The organism is Paraglaciecola sp. 25GB23A, from assembly GCF_040012495.1.
GTDB lineage: Bacteria > Pseudomonadota > Gammaproteobacteria > Enterobacterales > Alteromonadaceae > Paraglaciecola.
In genome coordinates this window covers 1040720-1057497 of sequence record NZ_JBDYKM010000001.1, presented here as the reverse complement: position 1 = coordinate 1057497, position 16778 = coordinate 1040720, and the positions used below count along the sequence as shown (strand labels likewise).

At 40.4% G+C, this 16778-nt stretch carries 16 protein-coding genes; 12 read left to right on the top strand and 4 right to left on the bottom strand.

Annotated elements, in window-relative coordinates:
• Positions 1-51: 51 nt before the first annotated feature.
• The 3 genes from ABKW31_RS04495 to ABKW31_RS04485 all read right to left on the bottom strand — a co-directional run bounded on the left by ABKW31_RS04495 (position 52) and on the right by ABKW31_RS04485 (position 1849).
• On the bottom strand, positions 52-501 hold the full coding sequence (locus ABKW31_RS04495; protein ID WP_348615004.1) for an Lrp/AsnC family transcriptional regulator: 450 nt from the start codon (positions 499-501) through the stop codon (positions 52-54).
• Positions 502-753: 252 nt separating this feature from the next.
• Positions 754-1314, bottom strand: coding sequence for a DUF6817 domain-containing protein (locus tag ABKW31_RS04490; protein WP_348615003.1), 561 nt, complete (start codon positions 1312-1314; stop codon positions 754-756).
• Between the two features lie 133 nt (positions 1315-1447).
• The gene (locus ABKW31_RS04485) at positions 1448-1849 is read right to left on the bottom strand and encodes a hypothetical protein (RefSeq protein WP_348615002.1); all 402 of its coding nucleotides are present in this window, start codon (positions 1847-1849) and stop codon (positions 1448-1450) included.
• A 299-nt stretch (positions 1850-2148) separates the two neighbouring features.
• Between ABKW31_RS04485 and asnS the strand changes: the two genes are divergently transcribed.
• The 10 genes from asnS (at position 2149) to ABKW31_RS04435 (ending at position 13885) form a co-directional block, all read left to right on the top strand.
• Complete coding sequence (asnS, locus tag ABKW31_RS04480; protein ID WP_348615001.1) at positions 2149-3546, top strand: asparagine--tRNA ligase; 1398 nt, start codon at positions 2149-2151, stop codon at positions 3544-3546.
• Between the two features lie 201 nt (positions 3547-3747).
• A complete protein-coding gene (locus tag ABKW31_RS04475) occupies positions 3748-5160 on the top strand; it encodes an aminotransferase class V-fold PLP-dependent enzyme (protein ID WP_348615000.1) in 1413 nt (470 codons plus the stop codon).
• Between the two features lie 110 nt (positions 5161-5270).
• A complete protein-coding gene (locus ABKW31_RS04470) occupies positions 5271-6428 on the top strand; it encodes a paraquat-inducible protein A (protein ID WP_348614999.1) in 1158 nt (385 codons plus the stop codon).
• On the top strand, positions 6421-8130 hold the full coding sequence (gene pqiB, locus ABKW31_RS04465) for an intermembrane transport protein PqiB (RefSeq protein WP_348614998.1): 1710 nt from the start codon (positions 6421-6423) through the stop codon (positions 8128-8130). Before ABKW31_RS04470 ends, pqiB begins: the two co-directional genes overlap by 8 nt.
• A 67-nt stretch (positions 8131-8197) precedes the next feature.
• On the top strand, positions 8198-8716 hold the full coding sequence (locus tag ABKW31_RS04460) for an ABC-type transport auxiliary lipoprotein family protein (protein WP_348614997.1): 519 nt from the start codon (positions 8198-8200) through the stop codon (positions 8714-8716).
• A 16-nt stretch (positions 8717-8732) separates the two neighbouring features.
• Complete coding sequence (locus ABKW31_RS04455) at positions 8733-9839, top strand: GGDEF domain-containing protein (RefSeq protein WP_348614996.1); 1107 nt, start codon at positions 8733-8735, stop codon at positions 9837-9839.
• Positions 9840-9863: 24 nt separating this feature from the next.
• Positions 9864-11669 carry an ABC transporter ATP-binding protein/permease gene (locus tag ABKW31_RS04450; RefSeq protein ID WP_348614995.1) on the top strand — a complete coding sequence of 602 codons (1806 nt, stop codon included), beginning with the start codon at positions 9864-9866 and terminating at the stop codon, positions 11667-11669.
• Positions 11662-11874 (top strand): DUF3820 family protein, encoded by a 213-nt coding sequence (locus ABKW31_RS04445; RefSeq protein ID WP_348614994.1) that lies wholly within the window; start codon positions 11662-11664, stop codon positions 11872-11874. Before ABKW31_RS04450 ends, ABKW31_RS04445 begins: the two co-directional genes overlap by 8 nt.
• Positions 11875-11892: 18 nt before the next feature.
• Entirely contained in the window at positions 11893-12276 is a 384-nt protein-coding gene (locus ABKW31_RS04440) for a hypothetical protein (protein WP_348614993.1), read from the top strand.
• A gap of 154 nt (positions 12277-12430) precedes the next feature.
• Positions 12431-13885 (top strand): hypothetical protein, encoded by a 1455-nt coding sequence (locus ABKW31_RS04435; protein WP_348614992.1) that lies wholly within the window; start codon positions 12431-12433, stop codon positions 13883-13885.
• 692 nt (positions 13886-14577) lie between these two features.
• Here the strand turns inward: ABKW31_RS04435 and rpsO are convergent.
• A complete protein-coding gene (gene rpsO / locus ABKW31_RS04430; protein WP_348614991.1) occupies positions 14578-14847 on the bottom strand; it encodes a 30S ribosomal protein S15 in 270 nt (89 codons plus the stop codon).
• Positions 14848-15141: 294 nt separating this feature from the next.
• On the opposite strand from rpsO, the gene ABKW31_RS04425 reads away from it, so the two are divergent.
• The gene (locus tag ABKW31_RS04425; RefSeq protein ID WP_348614990.1) at positions 15142-15810 is read left to right on the top strand and encodes a hypothetical protein; all 669 of its coding nucleotides are present in this window, start codon (positions 15142-15144) and stop codon (positions 15808-15810) included.
• 206 nt (positions 15811-16016) lie between these two features.
• Positions 16017-16376 (top strand): ribosome-associated translation inhibitor RaiA, encoded by a 360-nt coding sequence (raiA, locus tag ABKW31_RS04420; protein WP_348614989.1) that lies wholly within the window; start codon positions 16017-16019, stop codon positions 16374-16376.
• Positions 16377-16778: the final 402 nt, after the last annotated feature.

Sequence of the window (16778 nt, the reverse complement as noted above, 5' to 3'; positions counted from 1 at the left end):
TGCAAAACGGCAATTAAAGTCGTACGAAATATGACTCTACTCAAACAAGCTTCATACTGGAATTGCCGTGGTATATTTAATTTGTTCCATTGCAAAACTGGAGGTCACATCGGACAAATCAATTCCTCCCACCAGTTTTTTATAAAATATATCAAAGGCTTGCATATCGGCAACAATCACCTTCAACAGATAATCATATTCTCCACTCATTCGATAAAACTCAACAATTTGTTCAATACCTTGCGCATGTTGAGCAAATTTATTTAACCACTGCGAATCATGTTTAGCTGCTTTAACTTGTACAAAAACCGTTAACCCTAAATTTAATTTATTGGCATCAAGTAAGGCGACACGTTGCTTGATCACCCCTTGTTGATCTAAGGTTTGAATACGTCGCCAACATGGGGTTGTAGTTAGGCCTACTCGATCGGCAATCTCACTGACGGCTAAAGTCGAATCCTGTTGTAGAATTCGTAATATTTCTCTATCGATCCTATCCATAAAATTAAATACTAATTTAAATAACAATATTAAACGTATCTTCTAAGATAGCAGGCATCCAAAAAACAAGTCAAAATTTCTTGACCCTTAATTGACCATTGGTAGAGGTGTATTCCTTGACTTATATTTTGGGGACGACCCTTTATGCAGCAAAACAAGTCAAGACCAAATACTTTCAGGAGAAATGTAGCCAGTGTGACCGACACCGCAAAGTAACAAGCGCAGCAAAGTAATTCTAGCAGTGATATGTCACTAAGGATTTGTTTGGGCTATGTGAAGATCACATATTTGGAAGAGTTTATTTTTTGCAGCTCTACTTAAGTAGGGCTGCATTTTAGTTAACATCTGCTGTAAGAATATCGGGTTGCTGCCATATTCTTGGTTTTTTGCTAATACACGTTCTACTTCGATCGCCACCGCCAACTCACAAACATTCCTAAATTTAGTCTCATCTAATATAATGTTTTGCTCAATGAATCGGTCAAATATCGACAGTGCCGCTGTATTCAATGGGTGTTCGAGTAAATAGCCAAAATCACAAGCATGATAATAATAAATTATGGCCTCAATGTCAGCCCCGAGTAAAACCGAAACAGCCTTTCTTTGCTCGATTAGTGCACGCTTATCGTCATCACTCAGTTGGTTGGTAAAAACATACACTAAATGATAAAGACCTGCCTGTTGCAAGGTATCACTCGCCGCCCATGCTTTTAACAAACAGCGCGTGCTATCAAGGGTAGCGAGGTGCTGCGCATCAAAATGTTCAAATTCACCCGCGCCCAGCTCAATTAACTTACGTAGTTTTTCTAACATGCTCTGTTTTCCTGTAGCCGCAACAATCGTTTTTGTTCTATCGTCACTTAAAACCACTGTCAGCAACAACGTTTAGACCCGCCGCTATTGTTTTGCTCATTTTTTCATTGCCAGCCTTAGAGGACTTTTACTATCAAGGGTTAAACTCAAAATACAAAATAACTAAACTACTGACAGCCGCAAACATGAGGACGTAACCGTTAATACCGTAGTAGTCGTTTTCCCGCCTATTTCGCTGACGCTTTATAATGAGTACCAACAAACTAATCACCACACAAACGATAAGTAGCGCCACAAGGTAGTGACTTAAAGATGAAGACCACTCTTGACGCCCTGTTACACCCCAAAATGCTTGAACACCGGAGATAAATTCTGGCCTCGCATAATGAAAAACTAATAGCGCGGCTAAGAAGACAAACCAACCTATTACATTAATCGCAACCATAAATTTAAACAGTCGATCGGTTTCTCTCGGCTGTTTACGACGGTTCATTGCTTGTTTTTCGTCTTTTAGACTGTTTTTTTGCTGTTGCATACCTTCTCTACTTCGATTTTTCTTGAGTCTGTGCGCTAGCTGAGTAAGATTACACACCTTGCTAACTTAGCCAAGTAAGTCGTTTTATTTAAACACCAGTTTACTTAATTTTTACGGCCATTACTCGTTATCGGCATGGTATGTCGTTTTCAGTAACAGGGCATCGTTTTAATAGACTTTTAAGTTATCTGGTCAGCCTAGCAGGCTTTCGGTTTTGTTGTTAAACAAAGCGTCATAGTGTAAATGTAATTATATTAATAAATAGGGGATTAGCCCCAAATTAGCTTGGAGAAGAATAAATGGCACACGCCTCAGTGGCAGATATATTTGCTGGTAAATATGCAGTTGGCGAACATGTCACGGTAAAAGGGTGGGTAAGAACTCGCCGCGATTCTAAAGCAGGGCTCTCTTTTGTCGCTTTACACGATGGAAGTTGTTTCGAGCCAATTCAAGTCATTGCCTTGAACACCTTAGAAAATTATAGCGAAATACAACGTCTGACAACCAGTTGTTCAATCATTGCTAACGGCACCTTAAAAGCATCTGAAGGACAAGGTCAGGCGCTAGAAATTGAGGCCCTAAATATTGACGTTGTGGGCTGGGTAGAAAATCCAGACACCTATCCGATGGCGCCTAAACGACATAGTATGGAGTATCTTCGTGAGCATGCTCATTTGCGTCCTCGCACCAACGTTATGGGCGCGGTCACTCGCGTTAGAAACTGTTTATCACAAGCCATTCATCGTTTTTTCCATGAGCATGGTTATTGCTGGATCAGTACCCCTATATTAACTGCCAGTGACACTGAAGGAGCTGGTGAAATGTTTAGGGTTTCTACCCTTGATATGATGAACCTGCCTAAGACCGAGCAAGGCCAAGTAGATTTTAGCCAAGACTTTTTTGGTAAAGAAACCTTTTTGACAGTTTCCGGCCAATTAAACGTTGAAACCTATTGTACAGCCATGTCTAAAGTGTATACCTTTGGCCCAACTTTCCGGGCGGAAAACTCTAATACTTCTAGACATTTAGCTGAATTTTGGATGATCGAGCCTGAAGTTGCTTTTGCTGATTTATCTGACGTCGCCCAACTCGCTGAAGATATGCTCAAATATGTATTTAAAGCTGTCCTAGCTGAACGCCCAGATGATATGGCGTTTTTTGCCGAGCGTATCAAACCCGACGCAGTGACAAGACTAGAGCAAGTCATCAAACAAGATTTTGTGCGCATGGACTACACTGATGCCATTGAAATCTTACAAAACTGCGGTAAAAAGTTTGAGTTCCCTGTGTCTTGGGGTGTTGACTTGTCCTCAGAACACGAGCGTTACCTAGCCGAAGAACATGTCGGTGCACCAATCATCATGCAAAACTACCCGAAAGATATTAAGGCGTTTTATATGCGCATTAATGACGACGGAAAAACGGTTGCAGCGATGGACATTCTCGCCCCAGGTATTGGTGAAATAATTGGTGGCTCACAGCGTGAAGAACGTTTAGACGTATTTGATGCCCGCCTTGCTGAAATGGGCTTAAACCAAGAAGATTACAGCTGGTATCGAGACCTACGCCGTTATGGCACCGTACCTCATTCTGGTTTTGGTTTAGGCTTTGAGCGTCTTGTGGCTTATGTTACTGGCATGCAAAATGTTAGAGACGTTATCCCATTCCCACGTACACCGGGCAATGCAAATTATTAAGTGTTAGCAATCTCCTGAAGAGGCCTAATTAGGCTGTCTCAATTTTACAAATCCCTATTAGGCGACTAATAGGGATTTTTTTGAATTTAAAAAAAGCATTAAAAGCAGAGACTAAAACTAAGTTAGACTTGAACATCGTGTATAGACTAAATAACGGTCTGGCAAAATATTTGATAAGTCACTATAAAATGAAGGTTGGCGATGACAATACTCCAGCAGCAACTGTTTCAACAATTACGCAGTAAAACTCTGTTTAGTAAAGCACAGAACTACGCCCTGGCCTATCTTGATGATGTGCAACAACAAAGAGTGTTTCCGAGTGAACAGACCTTAGCTAGCTTAAGTGTTTTTGATGAAGCCTTACCTAACGAAACCATGGATCCCGATACAATATTAGACATCCTCCATCAGGTGGGTTCTAAAGCAACTGTTGCTCAAAATGCAGGAAGGTATTTTGGATTTGTTAATGGTGGAGCCTTACCTATTACGCTGGCCGTCAGTTGGCTATCTAGTGTATGGGATCAAAATGCGGCTTTGTACGTAATGTCTCCTATTGCAGCAAAACTGGAGCAAGTCTGTGAAACTTGGCTGGTTCAATTATTAGGCTTACCTCAGCATTGTGTCGCCGGTTTTGTTAGTGGCACCTCTACCGCAACATTTTGTGGCTTGGCAGCAGCACGCCATAAACAGCTACAAAAACATAATTGGAATGTGAATATTCAAGGACTATTTGGTGCACCCAAGCTGCGCCTAATTCTTGGCAAACAAACTCATGGTACCGTAGTCAAGGCGGCCGCTCTATTAGGTATAGGTCAACAGAATATAGAATGGGTTGATTGTGATGACCAAGGCAGAATGCATGTTGATTCATTGCCGGAGTTAGATGAAAGTTGCATTGTGGTTTTACAAGCATCCAATGTAAATAGTGGTGCTTTTGATGATTTTTCATCAATATGTGGCAAAGCAAAACAAGGTGGAGCATGGGTGCATATTGATGGAGCTTTTGGTTTATGGGCTGCAGCATCATCGCGCTTCTCTAACCTATGCAAAGGCATTGAACTCGCTGATTCATGGTCAGTTGATGCCCATAAAACCCTGAATACGCCCTATGATTGTGGGGTAATCTTATGCCAAGATGCCGAAGCGCTGACCGAGGCGCTGCAACAAAAAGGCAGCTATATTCAACATAGCGAGCAACGTGATAGTTCAGTTTATACGCCAGAAATGTCACGACGAGCAAGAGGTGTTGAGTTGTGGTCAGCGCTTAAATATTTGGGTAAAACCGGTATTGCTTCATTAGTTGAACAATTGCACGACCATGCACAATATTTCGCGCACAAGTTACGGCAACACAGTTTTAATGTCTTAAATGAAGTGGTATTTAATCAAGTTATTATCTGTTGTGACACTAATAATTTAACCCAAATAACCCTGAAAAATATCCAAGCTTCTGGTGAGTGTTGGTGTGGAGGCTCAGTTTGGTTTGATCGCCATGTCATCAGGATAAGTGTTTGCTCTTGGCATACAACGTCGGTTGATATTGACCGAACTATTGCTGTTTTTGTGCAAGCTAGAGATCACGCAATTTCCTCAGTCACTCAAAGTGATGAGTAAGTTTTATATAATGTTGTTTATTTTCATTTAGCTACACTTCTGTTTGTGTAGAATGGTAAACTTAATTGGTCAACACTATAGAAACTGTGTTTGTTTATGAAGCTTTGTAAATGAAATCAACTGTCCATTTGTCACAGCAAAATCTACTGAATTTGGTGATCTGTCACGAATGTGGTTACCAAACACATCTGCCTTCTTTACCCAATAAACATAAAGCACTCTGCCCTCGTTGTGGTTATCGCATCACCGCCTATCGGCAACATGCAATCCAGTGGGTATGTGCGCTTGCATTATCAGCATTAATATTTTTGATCATTGCTATGCCGTTTAACTTTCTGTCATTTAGTGCGGGCGGACAAGATCAACAGATTAATATTCTGGGGAGTATTGAACTGTTATTTGCGCAAGATTACGCCATATTAGGTTTAATTATGGCAAGTGCTATTGTGGTCCTGCCAGCCTGTATTTTACTGGCACTTTTGCTATTACTCATTCCATTGCAACTCGGTATAATCTTACCTAAAGCGAACCACTTGATAAATCTTATATTTGCGCTTTTACCCTGGGCAATGGCTGAAATTTTCTTGGTCGGAGTGTTGGTGAGTTTAGTCAAAATCAGTTCGCTCGCTGATGTTGGCATTGGTTTGTCTTTTTATGCCTTTCTGCTTTTTACCTTAAGTATGAGTGCTATGTTATTGTTTTTGGATGAACACCAACTGCGTTTGGCCATTAACAATACAGAGCAGGTATCAAACTCGAAGATTAATCCATCTAAAAGTATTCAAACCACATGGTCATTGCTCTTAACCGCAGTATTGCTCTATATTCCAGCGAATTTGTTACCTATTATGGTCACTAGCACTCTTGGCAATGATCAACCCAGCACCATTATAGGCGGCGTTATTTTGCTTTGGCAATCTGGCTCTTATCCCATTGCATTTATCATATTTGTTGCTAGCGTATTGGTGCCAGTGGCTAAAATTGTGATTTTGTGTTGGTTGAATTTTAGTGTGCAGTTCAATCGACAAGAACTGTCGAGGGAACGTATGACATGGTATCGCTTCACTGAATTTATAGGCCGTTGGTCGATGATTGATGTATTTGTTGTTGCGGTATTAGTCAGTTTGATTCAATTAGGCAATGTGATGAGTATTCACCCAGGGCATGCCATCGTTGCATTTTGTGGTGTTGTTATCGCAACAATGCTTGCTGCGATGTCATTTGATACGAGATTAATCTGGCAAAAGGAAGTACCCTTCGATGAGTGAATCGACCAAGCAAAATGAACTTCAACAACCTTTGACGACCGATGATGCAGTAGTAAAACCGGTCAGACGAATTTCTAAAATCTGGTTCATTCCTTTTGTGGCCCTATGTATTGGCATGTGGATGATCTACTACCAATGGAGCAGCCAAGGTCCATTAATTACTATTTCCTTCACCACGGCAACAGGTTTAGAGGCGGGCAAAACTAAAATTAAAACCCGCAATGTAGATATTGGCTTGGTTAAAAAAATTCAACTTACCGATGATTTACAAGGCGTAATTGTTACTGCCAGAATGAATGCAAATGTTGATGCTTTACTGCATAAAGACAGTCAATTTTGGATTGTATCACCCCGTATTTCGCTTAATGGAATTTCAGGTTTAGGTACCCTGATGTCTGGGCCTTATATTAATATGTCACCTGGCAGCGCGAGTGAAAAAAGCACTAATTTTGACGCGCTATCATCACCACCAGTTACTCCAGCAGGGACACCTGGCTTACATATCACCCTAAATAGTAACGCTGAATTCGCTTACAAAGAAGGCGATCCAGTAGTCTACAAAGGTCTAAAAGTAGGAGAGATTGAAGATACCTATTTCAATTTTGACGAACGTATTGTTTATTATAATACTTTTATTAACGCGCCTTATCATAAGCTAATTACCGAAAACACCAAATTTTGGGATACCAGTGGTATCAGCGTGCAACTGACGGCGAGTGGCGTAAAATTTGATACCGGCAGTGTTGAAAGTCTATTAACTAACGGCGTAACATTTGGCGTTCCTGATGGTATTCCTTCCGGTCAAGTTATCATCAATCGCGCCAACTTTGATATACACCGCTCATACGAGGAAGCATCAGAACAACGTTATAAATTAAGTGCTGAATTTGTCATACTGGTTAAAGACACTGTGAGAGGCTTGCATGTGGGTGCGCCTGTTGAGTACAGAGGCTTGGAAATTGGCAAAGTCGTCGCCATTAATCCCCCCGAAATAAGCAAAGCCTCATTATTAGACAACAGTTTGGATATTCCGGTTATCATTAGTATTCAACCTGGAAGAGTGCAGCAACCCGACAATCAATTAGGTTTAGATTCGGTGCGAAAACAAACCTTGCAGTGGGTATCAGAAGGACTGCGTGCCAGTTTAAAAATGGGTAACATTCTAACAGGCGCCCTATTCGTGGACTTACAACACTACCCAGATGAAAAACACGCTAAGACCACCACGTTACTAGAGTATGACGTGATCCCCACCGTGAGTAATGAATTTGCCCAAATTACCGCTAAAATTTCTGCGGTTTTAGATAATATTAATCAAATTAAGCTGCAAAATATCGCAGACAATACCAATACTATGTTAATTAATATGACCCAAACAGCCGAGTCATTGAAACGCACCAGTCAAAAATTTGATCAGTTGGCATCGAGCATCCAAGGTGAAAAAATCAACAGTCAGCTAACTGAAACCCTCAGTAGCTTAAATGCTTTAACCAAAGACTTCTCCGCTGGCTCAGAAAACTATCAGCAAATAAATCAAACCTTGCAAGCAATTCAACACGCCTTAGCCGATATGCAACCTCTGTTATTACAATTAAATAACAAACCTAACAGCCTAATTTTTAGTGATGCAGACCAGCTCCAAAGGATTGAGCCTAAGGCCTTAAATAATCAGCAAAGCCTCGTTCCCAAAGGAGCCAATTAATATGCGCCACATAATTCTTTTAGTATTAGCATTTGGGCTTATGGCTTGCAGTACGAAGCCTCTCAAGATGAATTACTATATGTTGTATACGCCTTTGCAAACCTTAGATAATATCTCCCAGAATGCAAATGCAACAAAAATCAGACTCAATAAAATACTACTGGCTGATTATCTCAAGCAATCCAGCTTAACCATGCAAATAAATCAAAATAAAATGTTTTTTTCTCGCCAAGATGTGTGGGCAGAAAGTTTACAATCATCTATGTACAACGCCATGTTAGCTGAGCTGAATCAAGATAAAGACAGACAATTTATTGCTTACATTGCCCCGAGTAATGGCAAACAAACAAATGAAGTTACCCTGCAGTTTGACCATTTTCATGCCACCGATCAATCTACCGTCATAGCCAGTGGTCACTTTTGGATTAATTTATCAACAACGCAAGCGCCGATAGAAAAGTCATTCTTGTTAAGTTTGCCTTTGCATGAAGATGGCTATTCACATGCGGTAATGCAGCAAAGAGCACTTTTGCATTTGCTGGCAGCAGAAATTCAACAAGAAGTCGTCAAACTAGACCTAAAATGAGAGATCTTAATTTATAATGATGTTTGAAAAAATTGTACTGGACTATCTTAAAGCAGGCACAAATAGCGATAATGATCCTGAAAAAAATCAACAAATTCTAGTTGCCAATTTATTTGGTTTTATCGGTTATAGCATTACCTTGCTTATGGGAATCACGGCCATATTGCGACAAGATTACCTTTTAGCAATTGTATTACTCGTTGCCTCTAGCTTGTTTTTTTCGTCACGTCTGATACTAGGCAACAAATCACTGAAAAATCCTTATCGTTTTTCAGGCACCATGGTGACTGTTTCATTAATGCTATTAATGATCTACTTAGTCTATGCTGGCGGCGTACAGGGCACGGGCCCTTTGTGGATATATATCGTTCCGCCTGTAGCGCTATTCTTTGGAGGAATGCGCAAAGGTAGCCGCAATCTCGGCATCTTTGTTTTACTTATCAGCATGATATTGTTTTATCCCAATGACAAGTTATTACTCGCTACTTACAGTTTAGAATTTAAATCTCGGCTGCTTTATTCTTTTCTAACCGTAAGTTTATTATTTGCTTTTTATGAATACTCAAGGCAAAAATCCTATCGCCTCAGTCAAGAAATTAGTCGGAAATTTGAGAATCAAGCGCGCCTAGACCTCTTGTCTAACCTACTTAATCGACGAGGTATGACAGAAGTTCTGGAAACTGAATTTTCTAGAAGCAAACGTCACCATACAGATTTGAGTATTATTATGTGTGACATAGACCACTTTAAATTAATTAACGACCAGTATGGCCATCAGGTGGGTGACGATGTCATTGTTCAAATAGGACGAATATTTAATAACGAACTTCGACAACACGACAATGTGGCTCGTTGGGGAGGGGAAGAATATTTAGTATTATTACCCGAAACAAATATCCAGCAAGCCTATTCTATTGCAGAAAAACTCCGTCTGAAAATTGAAAAACAAGACTTTAACCAGCAACAGCAGGGTTTTACGGTAACCGTAAGTATGGGGGTTTACCAAATTACTGCTGAAGATTCTATTAATCATGCCATCACGCTCGCAGACAATGGTCTTTATCAAGCAAAAAATTCGGGGCGAAATCGAACTGTCATATATACAGAACAATCGTCTTGCTAACTTTTAAATTCAACAAGGTATCTCATGTCAGCTAGACACGGCAGTAACTTTAATGACGGCCCAATAAATTGGCAAATATATAAGCAGTTATGGCCCTATTTGTTAGAATTTAAATCTAGAGTCGCCCTCGCCTTACTGTGTTTAATCGGGGCTAAAGTCGCTAGCATTGGCTTACCATTTGTACTAAAACATACGGTTGATGCCCTCAATACACCAAGTGGTCAAGCAGAGTTAATTGCGGTGCCGTTTGCCCTAGTTGCCGCGTATGGCCTATTTCGCTTAATCAACGTGTTATTGGGTGAAGTGCGCGACACTTTATTTGGTCGAGTGACGGAAAGAGCGATGCGCCGCCTAGGGCTGAAAGTTTTTGAACATTTGCATCACTTAGATTTAGATTTTCATTTAAATCGTCAAACAGGTGGACTATCGAGAGATATGGAGCGTGGTACCAGCGGCATTAGTTTTTTGATGCGGTTCTTGGTATTTAATATCGTACCTACCCTGTTGGAAATAATTATTGTTATAGGCGTATTGTTCTATAATTATGGGATAAGTTTTGCCCTCATTATTTTTGTCTCTGTACTCGCTTATATCGGCTTTTCAGTGAAAGTAACTGACTGGCGTACTCATTATGTGCGCCAAGCTAATCAAGCTGATTCACAGAGCAGTTCAAGGGCTATTGACAGCCTACTCAACTATGAAACAGTAAAGTATTTTAATAACGAACAATATGAGACCAGTCGATATGATGGTGAGTTAGAAAATTGGGAAACTGCACGACGTAAAAATCGCCTATCACTGTTTGCTTTAAATGGCGGCCAGGCAACCATCATTGCCCTAGCTATGACGAGTATGATGGCCATGGCAGCCTATCAGGTAGCAAATGACAAAATGACCATAGGTGATTTTGTATTGATCAATGCCTTTACTATGCAAATATTTATGCCGCTGAATTTTTTGGGTTTTGTTTACAGAGAAATACGCAGTTCCTTGGCCAATATTGAAAACCTGTTTGCTTTATTAGCCAGAATGCCCATCGTGACAGAATCACCCGAAGCCCCTGAACTTAAAGTTAGCTCTGGACAGATTGAATTCAAACAGGTTGGATTTAATTACCACAGCGATAGACCCATTTTGCAGAATGTCAGTTTTGTGGTTAAAGCCGGACAAAAAGTCGCTGTCGTGGGCGAAAGTGGCGCCGGCAAGTCAACTTTGGTTAAATTACTGTTTCGTTTTTATGATGTAAATAGCGGAAGTATTTGTATTGACGGACAAAACATTCAACATGTTAATCAACATTCACTGCGTCAGGCCATAGGTATCGTGCCACAAGATACGGTATTATTTAATGACACCATTTTTGAAAATATTCGCTATGGCCGCCCCAATGCCAGTGATGCGGAAGTTCAGCAAGCGATAAACTTAGCCCACTTACAAGGCTTTATTGAATCGTTACCCGATGGCAGCAATACTCAGGTTGGCGAACGAGGTTTAAAATTGTCAGGTGGTGAAAAACAGCGCGTTGCCATAGCTCGCACTATTCTTAAGCGCCCACCCATCATGGTTTTTGATGAAGCGACCTCGTCATTGGACAGTCAATCAGAGCAATCTATATTAAATGCCTTACGGGAGATAGCCGACGGCCACACTAGCTTAGTTATTGCCCATCGCCTCTCAACCATCATCGATGCCGACAATATTGTTGTGATGCATAAGGGCCAAATTGTCGAACAAGGTACTCATGCTGAGTTATTAATACACAATGGTATTTATGCCCAGCTATGGCATACCCAACAAAATAGTAATAAACGGGCAAGTAAACATGGATAACGCCTTGCTGATTGAAGCTGTTAATCAAACAATGCCTTTTGGCAAATACGCCGGACGTAAATTATTACATCTTCCTGAACCCTACTTGGTTTGGTTTCACAAACAGGGATTCCCACAAAATAAACTGGGCCAACAATTAGCCTTGATGTACGAAGTAAAACTCAATGGATTAGAGTCAATGTTAGCCCCTTTAGTCAAAAAATAAGATGTGTGTTCAGCCAAAATGAGACCAACCAGCAGACGTAATAAAAGCGCCAGAACCGGCAATATAACGCAGTCTTTTATCGACCAACAAATTGTGATTTTGCACAAAGCGATGGCAGAGAAGCTCTATGCCCAGCCAGACTTAGTCGAACAAGTCAAAGTCACCCTGCAACAGCGCTTTGAAAATGGTAACTTGCGCTATGGCGCTTTTCTGACGTGGCAGTGTATTTTAGAACAAATATCTAACCGCGATGCTTTTATATCCGCCGTTTTAGAGGACTCTGACTTGATGCGAAAATACCGCCGGCGTACCCCTTTTGTTGGAATTTTAAGCGAACAAGAACGACAACAAGCGCTTGATATTAATGCAACAAACCCAGTTGAAATTGCCCCACATAAATAACTATATCATGCAAATAACATATCCCCAGTTGATGCAGATTTAACACAGGCTAAAATCAAACAAAGATTTGCCGCAAATTTACTTTTATAGATTAAATGAGGCCAGTGTAATATTGTGTAGCCAATTGTTACCTTTCTGAAAATACGGAGTCTCAATGCACGGCCAAATGGGAGAGTCAAGTTATACTCAAGAAGTCTCAAATCTAGTAAAGCTTGTCCATAGTCGCAGCGTACTTAAAGACTCCTTATATGAACAAGCTAGCGTCTATTTTAAGCAAATAGAACAAAACAATGATAGCTTAAAAAAACTCGCCTCACGCCTAGCAGAACATCAAATAGCCCTCGAACAAGGTAATTTTACCAATAAACGTAAGTTAGCCATCGAGGTAGAACTAGCGCAGTCTCTACTTTATCAAGAACAAGAAAGGCAGAAACTTGACAGGCAAAAACGTCATACTCAATTACTTAATGTGAGTGAGGTACTGATATTACTGAGTGAAGGTTGTGATCAACAAGAGACACAAAATAACAGTGCTAAAGTATTAGGTACCCTACTACTTTTGTCTCCCCAAGAAGGCAGTAGGTTAGCCAATCTTCATCAAAAATTAAAGCCCGCTTATAAGGCCGTTTTAGCCCTGCGTTTATTAGACAAATTGCTAATCGAAAAAGAAATAAGCAATCCCTATATCATGCAACAGTTAGGAACATCTGAACGTTTTGGCAAAACAGGCACTGACTTAAGCCCATTTCAACGTGGAGCAGGCATTGCCATTGTGGTCGCGGCACTGATACAAGATATCGGCTTACAACATCCTGCGGCTCAATTAATTCTCAAAGGCCCCCAAGGTGATTTAGATGAATTTCGGGTACTGGACAATGATGATCGTTTGGCATTATTAAAAATTAATTACCAACAAACCTTAAATTATTTAACACATGGAATTGGCCTCGCCAGTTACAGCGGTAACTCTCGAGAAGAAAAAGCGCTGTTTGATGAAAACGAGCTGCAACGCTTCCAATTTATTAAAACCCTATTAAACGATTCGGTTAAACCCAAATTACCAGAAGGACACTTGCTCAAGATCCCACAAATCTATGCATCTGTGATTTTTTCGACTAAACCAGACAGTAATTTATCCAACCTGCCCAAAGCAACGTTAGTGTTAGATAAAGCAGCTGAAATGAAGGCTGTTGAAGCCAAATTTACTGACTATTTCATTTCCATTGTTGGGCATTTCCCGCAAGGTTTTGGCATAACTTACATCCCCAAAGATAACGATAATCAAGACCTCGATCGCTATGAATACGCCATCGTTTACGCACTCAACCCTTCCAATCCCTTTGTTCCTATCTGTCGCTCTGCAACCCGTCATCTTACTTTTAACTCGGTAGGAAAAAGAATATTGGTTCCTGTCAGTAACAATTTGTATTTTGCTACGACCAGAAAAAAATTCGCCAACATTAGCCCTGAGCGTTTGGAAGAAATATTACAGAAACTTTGCTCAAATTTCGAGGAACGCAAAAACCTTGAATTAATTCCCAGCCACTGGAATCCCTACACTTATTTTGGCTACAAAAAATTCCAGAATTTATGGAAAAAAACGAATTAGCTAAAGGTAGCGGCTAGTTACTAGCGGCGAGCATTACAAGCTAAGACTAAAAGCAAAAGCGATCTCACCACAGAGGCTACGCTACACAGAGAACACAGAGTTAAGCAACACCCTGAAAACCTCAACCCCCCCTTGTAGGAGGCTCTTGTAGGAGGCCCTTTAGAGCCGAAAGCAAAAGCAAAAAAAAAAGCGATCTCACCACAGAGGCTTCGCTGCACAGAGAACACAGCAATAAACATGTCCGGAAAACATCAAATCGCCCTCCTTGTAGGAGGTCCTTTAGGGCCGAAAGCCAAAAAGCAAAAGCGATCTCACCACAGAGGCTACGCTACACAGAGAACACAGCAATAAACATGTCCGGAAAACATCAAATCGCCCCCCTTGTAGGAGGCCCTTTAGGGCCGAAAGCGAAAGCTAAAAGCAAAAGCGATCTCACCACAGAGGCTACGCTACACAGAGAACACAGTATTAAACATGTCCGGAAACAACAAACCGCTCCCTTGTAGGAGGCCCTTTAGGGCCGAAAGCCAAAGCTAAAAGCAAAAGCGATCTCACCACAGAGGCTGCGCTGCACAGAGAAACAGAGGTCTAGTCGCCACTTGTCACCATCAGCATTATTAATACTTGTTTGTACTTATTCCAGACATAAAAAAAGACGCCGAGGCGTCTTTTTCCATCATTTAAGCTGTGTCTTAGCGACGTAGGCCTAAACGTGCAATCAGATTCTGGTAACGTTCAACATTTTTGCTTTTCAAATAATCAAGCAATTTACGACGTTGGCTAACCATGCGTAACAAACCACGACGTGAGTGGTGATCTTTCTTATGCTTAGCAAAGTGACCTTGCAACTTATTAATGTTATTTGTTAATAAGGCAACTTGCACTTCAGGTGAACCAGTATCACCCTCTTTAGTACCAAAATCAGTTAGGATTTTTGCACTTTCTACATTAGTTAGTGACATATTTTTCTCCACAGTAGGACCGGCGCTAACCGGATTATTTAAACAGACCTGCCAATCACTAATTCAGCAAGCCAAAAAGAGCGCGTATTATAGCGATGAAAGCGAAGATAGCAAGGGCTAAATCCCCTCATGAGGGAGTCTTTAAGTAGCATTACAACTGTTTTTAGCGCGAACTCGCCTAAGCAGATTATTTATAGGTTTAAAACTGATTATTAACACTAAAATAAACAATTAAACCAGAAGTTTAGTATATTCAAATGACCCTAGTTGGGATTTGACTTTAAGAAGGCATGTATGAAAAAAGTGTTGATCGGGATGTTCTGTTATTTGTTTAGTCTTTTGGCCTTAGCCACAGAGGAGCCTGCACCACTTCCGCCTGTTGATCCTAAATATATGGGCGAACACCCCATGGTATTAGTCGGCAACGGCTCCTACGTCTATGCATCATTACTGAGCAAGTTCACAGGGATACATCAGCTACAACTTATTTACGATATTGATAATAAGAACTTACCACTGTTAAACTTGGTACGAGATGCTGATTTAGTCACAATAAAACCCAAACCCTTTAACCTAGAGCATTTATTACGGGGAGAAAAGCTCACTATCGAAGCTGATGTGTATATGGGTCATTTTGAACGAGGTGGTTTGCTCACCTATAAAAATGTACAAATTGTCTTTGATAAGCAACTGTACCTTAGAAAACTTGATGAGCCAGAAAAATCCCATATCAGACACAAATATGACAGTGTGGTTTTGAACAATAATCAACGTCTATTGGTTCATCAAATCCAAACGGCCCCGAGTTATGCTCAAATTATTTTACTCTTCGACGATATTAATTGTCTTACTGAATTTGCAAGTTCAAGCGCGGTGCCCCAGCAAAATGAAATATATAGAAAACTGTCGTTTTGCGGCTCTATGAGACCACTTTATTATGAATATCAAGACTTTGAAGAATAAGTACAGAAGCTGGGTAATAACAGCCTGTTTATATTTTGTGCAAACGAATACTTGATTAACTCAATGCGTGAACTAAATTGAATTGTCTTACTCTATTTAAATGACAAACTTGTGACAAACTATGCTTGCTTTTCTGTCACTTTGCCCCAAGCTTGTAACTGAGTCACAAAAGTAAATTGTATTCATTTTAAGTAAAAGGAAAACCTATGAAAATAAAGCTTTCTGGTCACCATGTTGATATTACCGATCCCGTCAAACAATACGTTGAAGAAAAGTTTTCCAAAATCGCCAGCCATTTCCCCACTCTTATATCACTCGACATTATCGTAGCAAAAGAGCATGGCGAATATGAAGTTGAAATTCGCACCAACTATGAAGGTAGTAAAATTTCTGCCTCTGGTAGTGACACTATCATGTACCCCGCATTATCAAAGGCAGCTAAAAAATTAGATGCTGCCCTGAGCCATCGTAAAGGTCATCTAAAAGGTAAGTTGCATGAAAAACCTACTTGCACTACACCTGAAATTGCCCATGAAATAATACAGGGCATGGACTTAACAAATTAAGCGCTAAATATTTAGGTTAGGTAAGCACCCAATTAGGGGCTTACTTGCCCTAATATTATAAACGTAAGAGACTTTCCCATAAATCTAAACCCATGGCTCCCAATTAATGATTAGCGAGTGTGCTAATACAAAATTTCCGATTTGCTTCAAAATTAATATCTTCTAAATTAAATGCAGTCAATTTCCCACTTGTCAGCTCATTTGCCACTCAGTGTCTTGGCATATAGCCCCAGCTGCTGGCGCTCACCAACATCGCTTTTTGTCCTGTAAATCATTGCTTAGAATTTGTGAAGACGCCACATAGACAAACAAAGGATCTTAATCCAAATCAAAAATACCGTTTTGGTATCCATAAGGATAAACGCTCAAGTTCACTAATAAAACGAGGAGGCAACCCTTCTT

Coding starts and splice junctions, on each gene's coding strand:
- ABKW31_RS04425 (WP_348614990.1), top strand. CDS start 15,142: ATGAAAAAAGTGTTGATCGGGATGTTCTGTTATTTGTTTAGTCTTTTG.
- ABKW31_RS04485 (WP_348615002.1), bottom strand. CDS start 1,849: ATGCAACAGCAAAAAAACAGTCTAAAAGACGAAAAACAAGCAATGAAC.
- ABKW31_RS04495 (WP_348615004.1), bottom strand. CDS start 501: ATGGATAGGATCGATAGAGAAATATTACGAATTCTACAACAGGATTCG.
- ABKW31_RS04475 (WP_348615000.1), top strand. CDS start 3,748: ATGACAATACTCCAGCAGCAACTGTTTCAACAATTACGCAGTAAAACT.
- ABKW31_RS04440 (WP_348614993.1), top strand. CDS start 11,893: ATGAGACCAACCAGCAGACGTAATAAAAGCGCCAGAACCGGCAATATA.
- ABKW31_RS04435 (WP_348614992.1), top strand. CDS start 12,431: ATGCACGGCCAAATGGGAGAGTCAAGTTATACTCAAGAAGTCTCAAAT.
- ABKW31_RS04455 (WP_348614996.1), top strand. CDS start 8,733: ATGATGTTTGAAAAAATTGTACTGGACTATCTTAAAGCAGGCACAAAT.
- pqiB (WP_348614998.1), top strand. CDS start 6,421: ATGAGTGAATCGACCAAGCAAAATGAACTTCAACAACCTTTGACGACC.
- raiA (WP_348614989.1), top strand. CDS start 16,017: ATGAAAATAAAGCTTTCTGGTCACCATGTTGATATTACCGATCCCGTC.
- rpsO (WP_348614991.1), bottom strand. CDS start 14,847: ATGTCACTAACTAATGTAGAAAGTGCAAAAATCCTAACTGATTTTGGT.
- ABKW31_RS04490 (WP_348615003.1), bottom strand. CDS start 1,314: ATGTTAGAAAAACTACGTAAGTTAATTGAGCTGGGCGCGGGTGAATTT.
- ABKW31_RS04470 (WP_348614999.1), top strand. CDS start 5,271: ATGAAATCAACTGTCCATTTGTCACAGCAAAATCTACTGAATTTGGTG.
- ABKW31_RS04450 (WP_348614995.1), top strand. CDS start 9,864: ATGTCAGCTAGACACGGCAGTAACTTTAATGACGGCCCAATAAATTGG.
- asnS (WP_348615001.1), top strand. CDS start 2,149: ATGGCACACGCCTCAGTGGCAGATATATTTGCTGGTAAATATGCAGTT.
- ABKW31_RS04445 (WP_348614994.1), top strand. CDS start 11,662: ATGGATAACGCCTTGCTGATTGAAGCTGTTAATCAAACAATGCCTTTT.
- ABKW31_RS04460 (WP_348614997.1), top strand. CDS start 8,198: ATGAATTACTATATGTTGTATACGCCTTTGCAAACCTTAGATAATATC.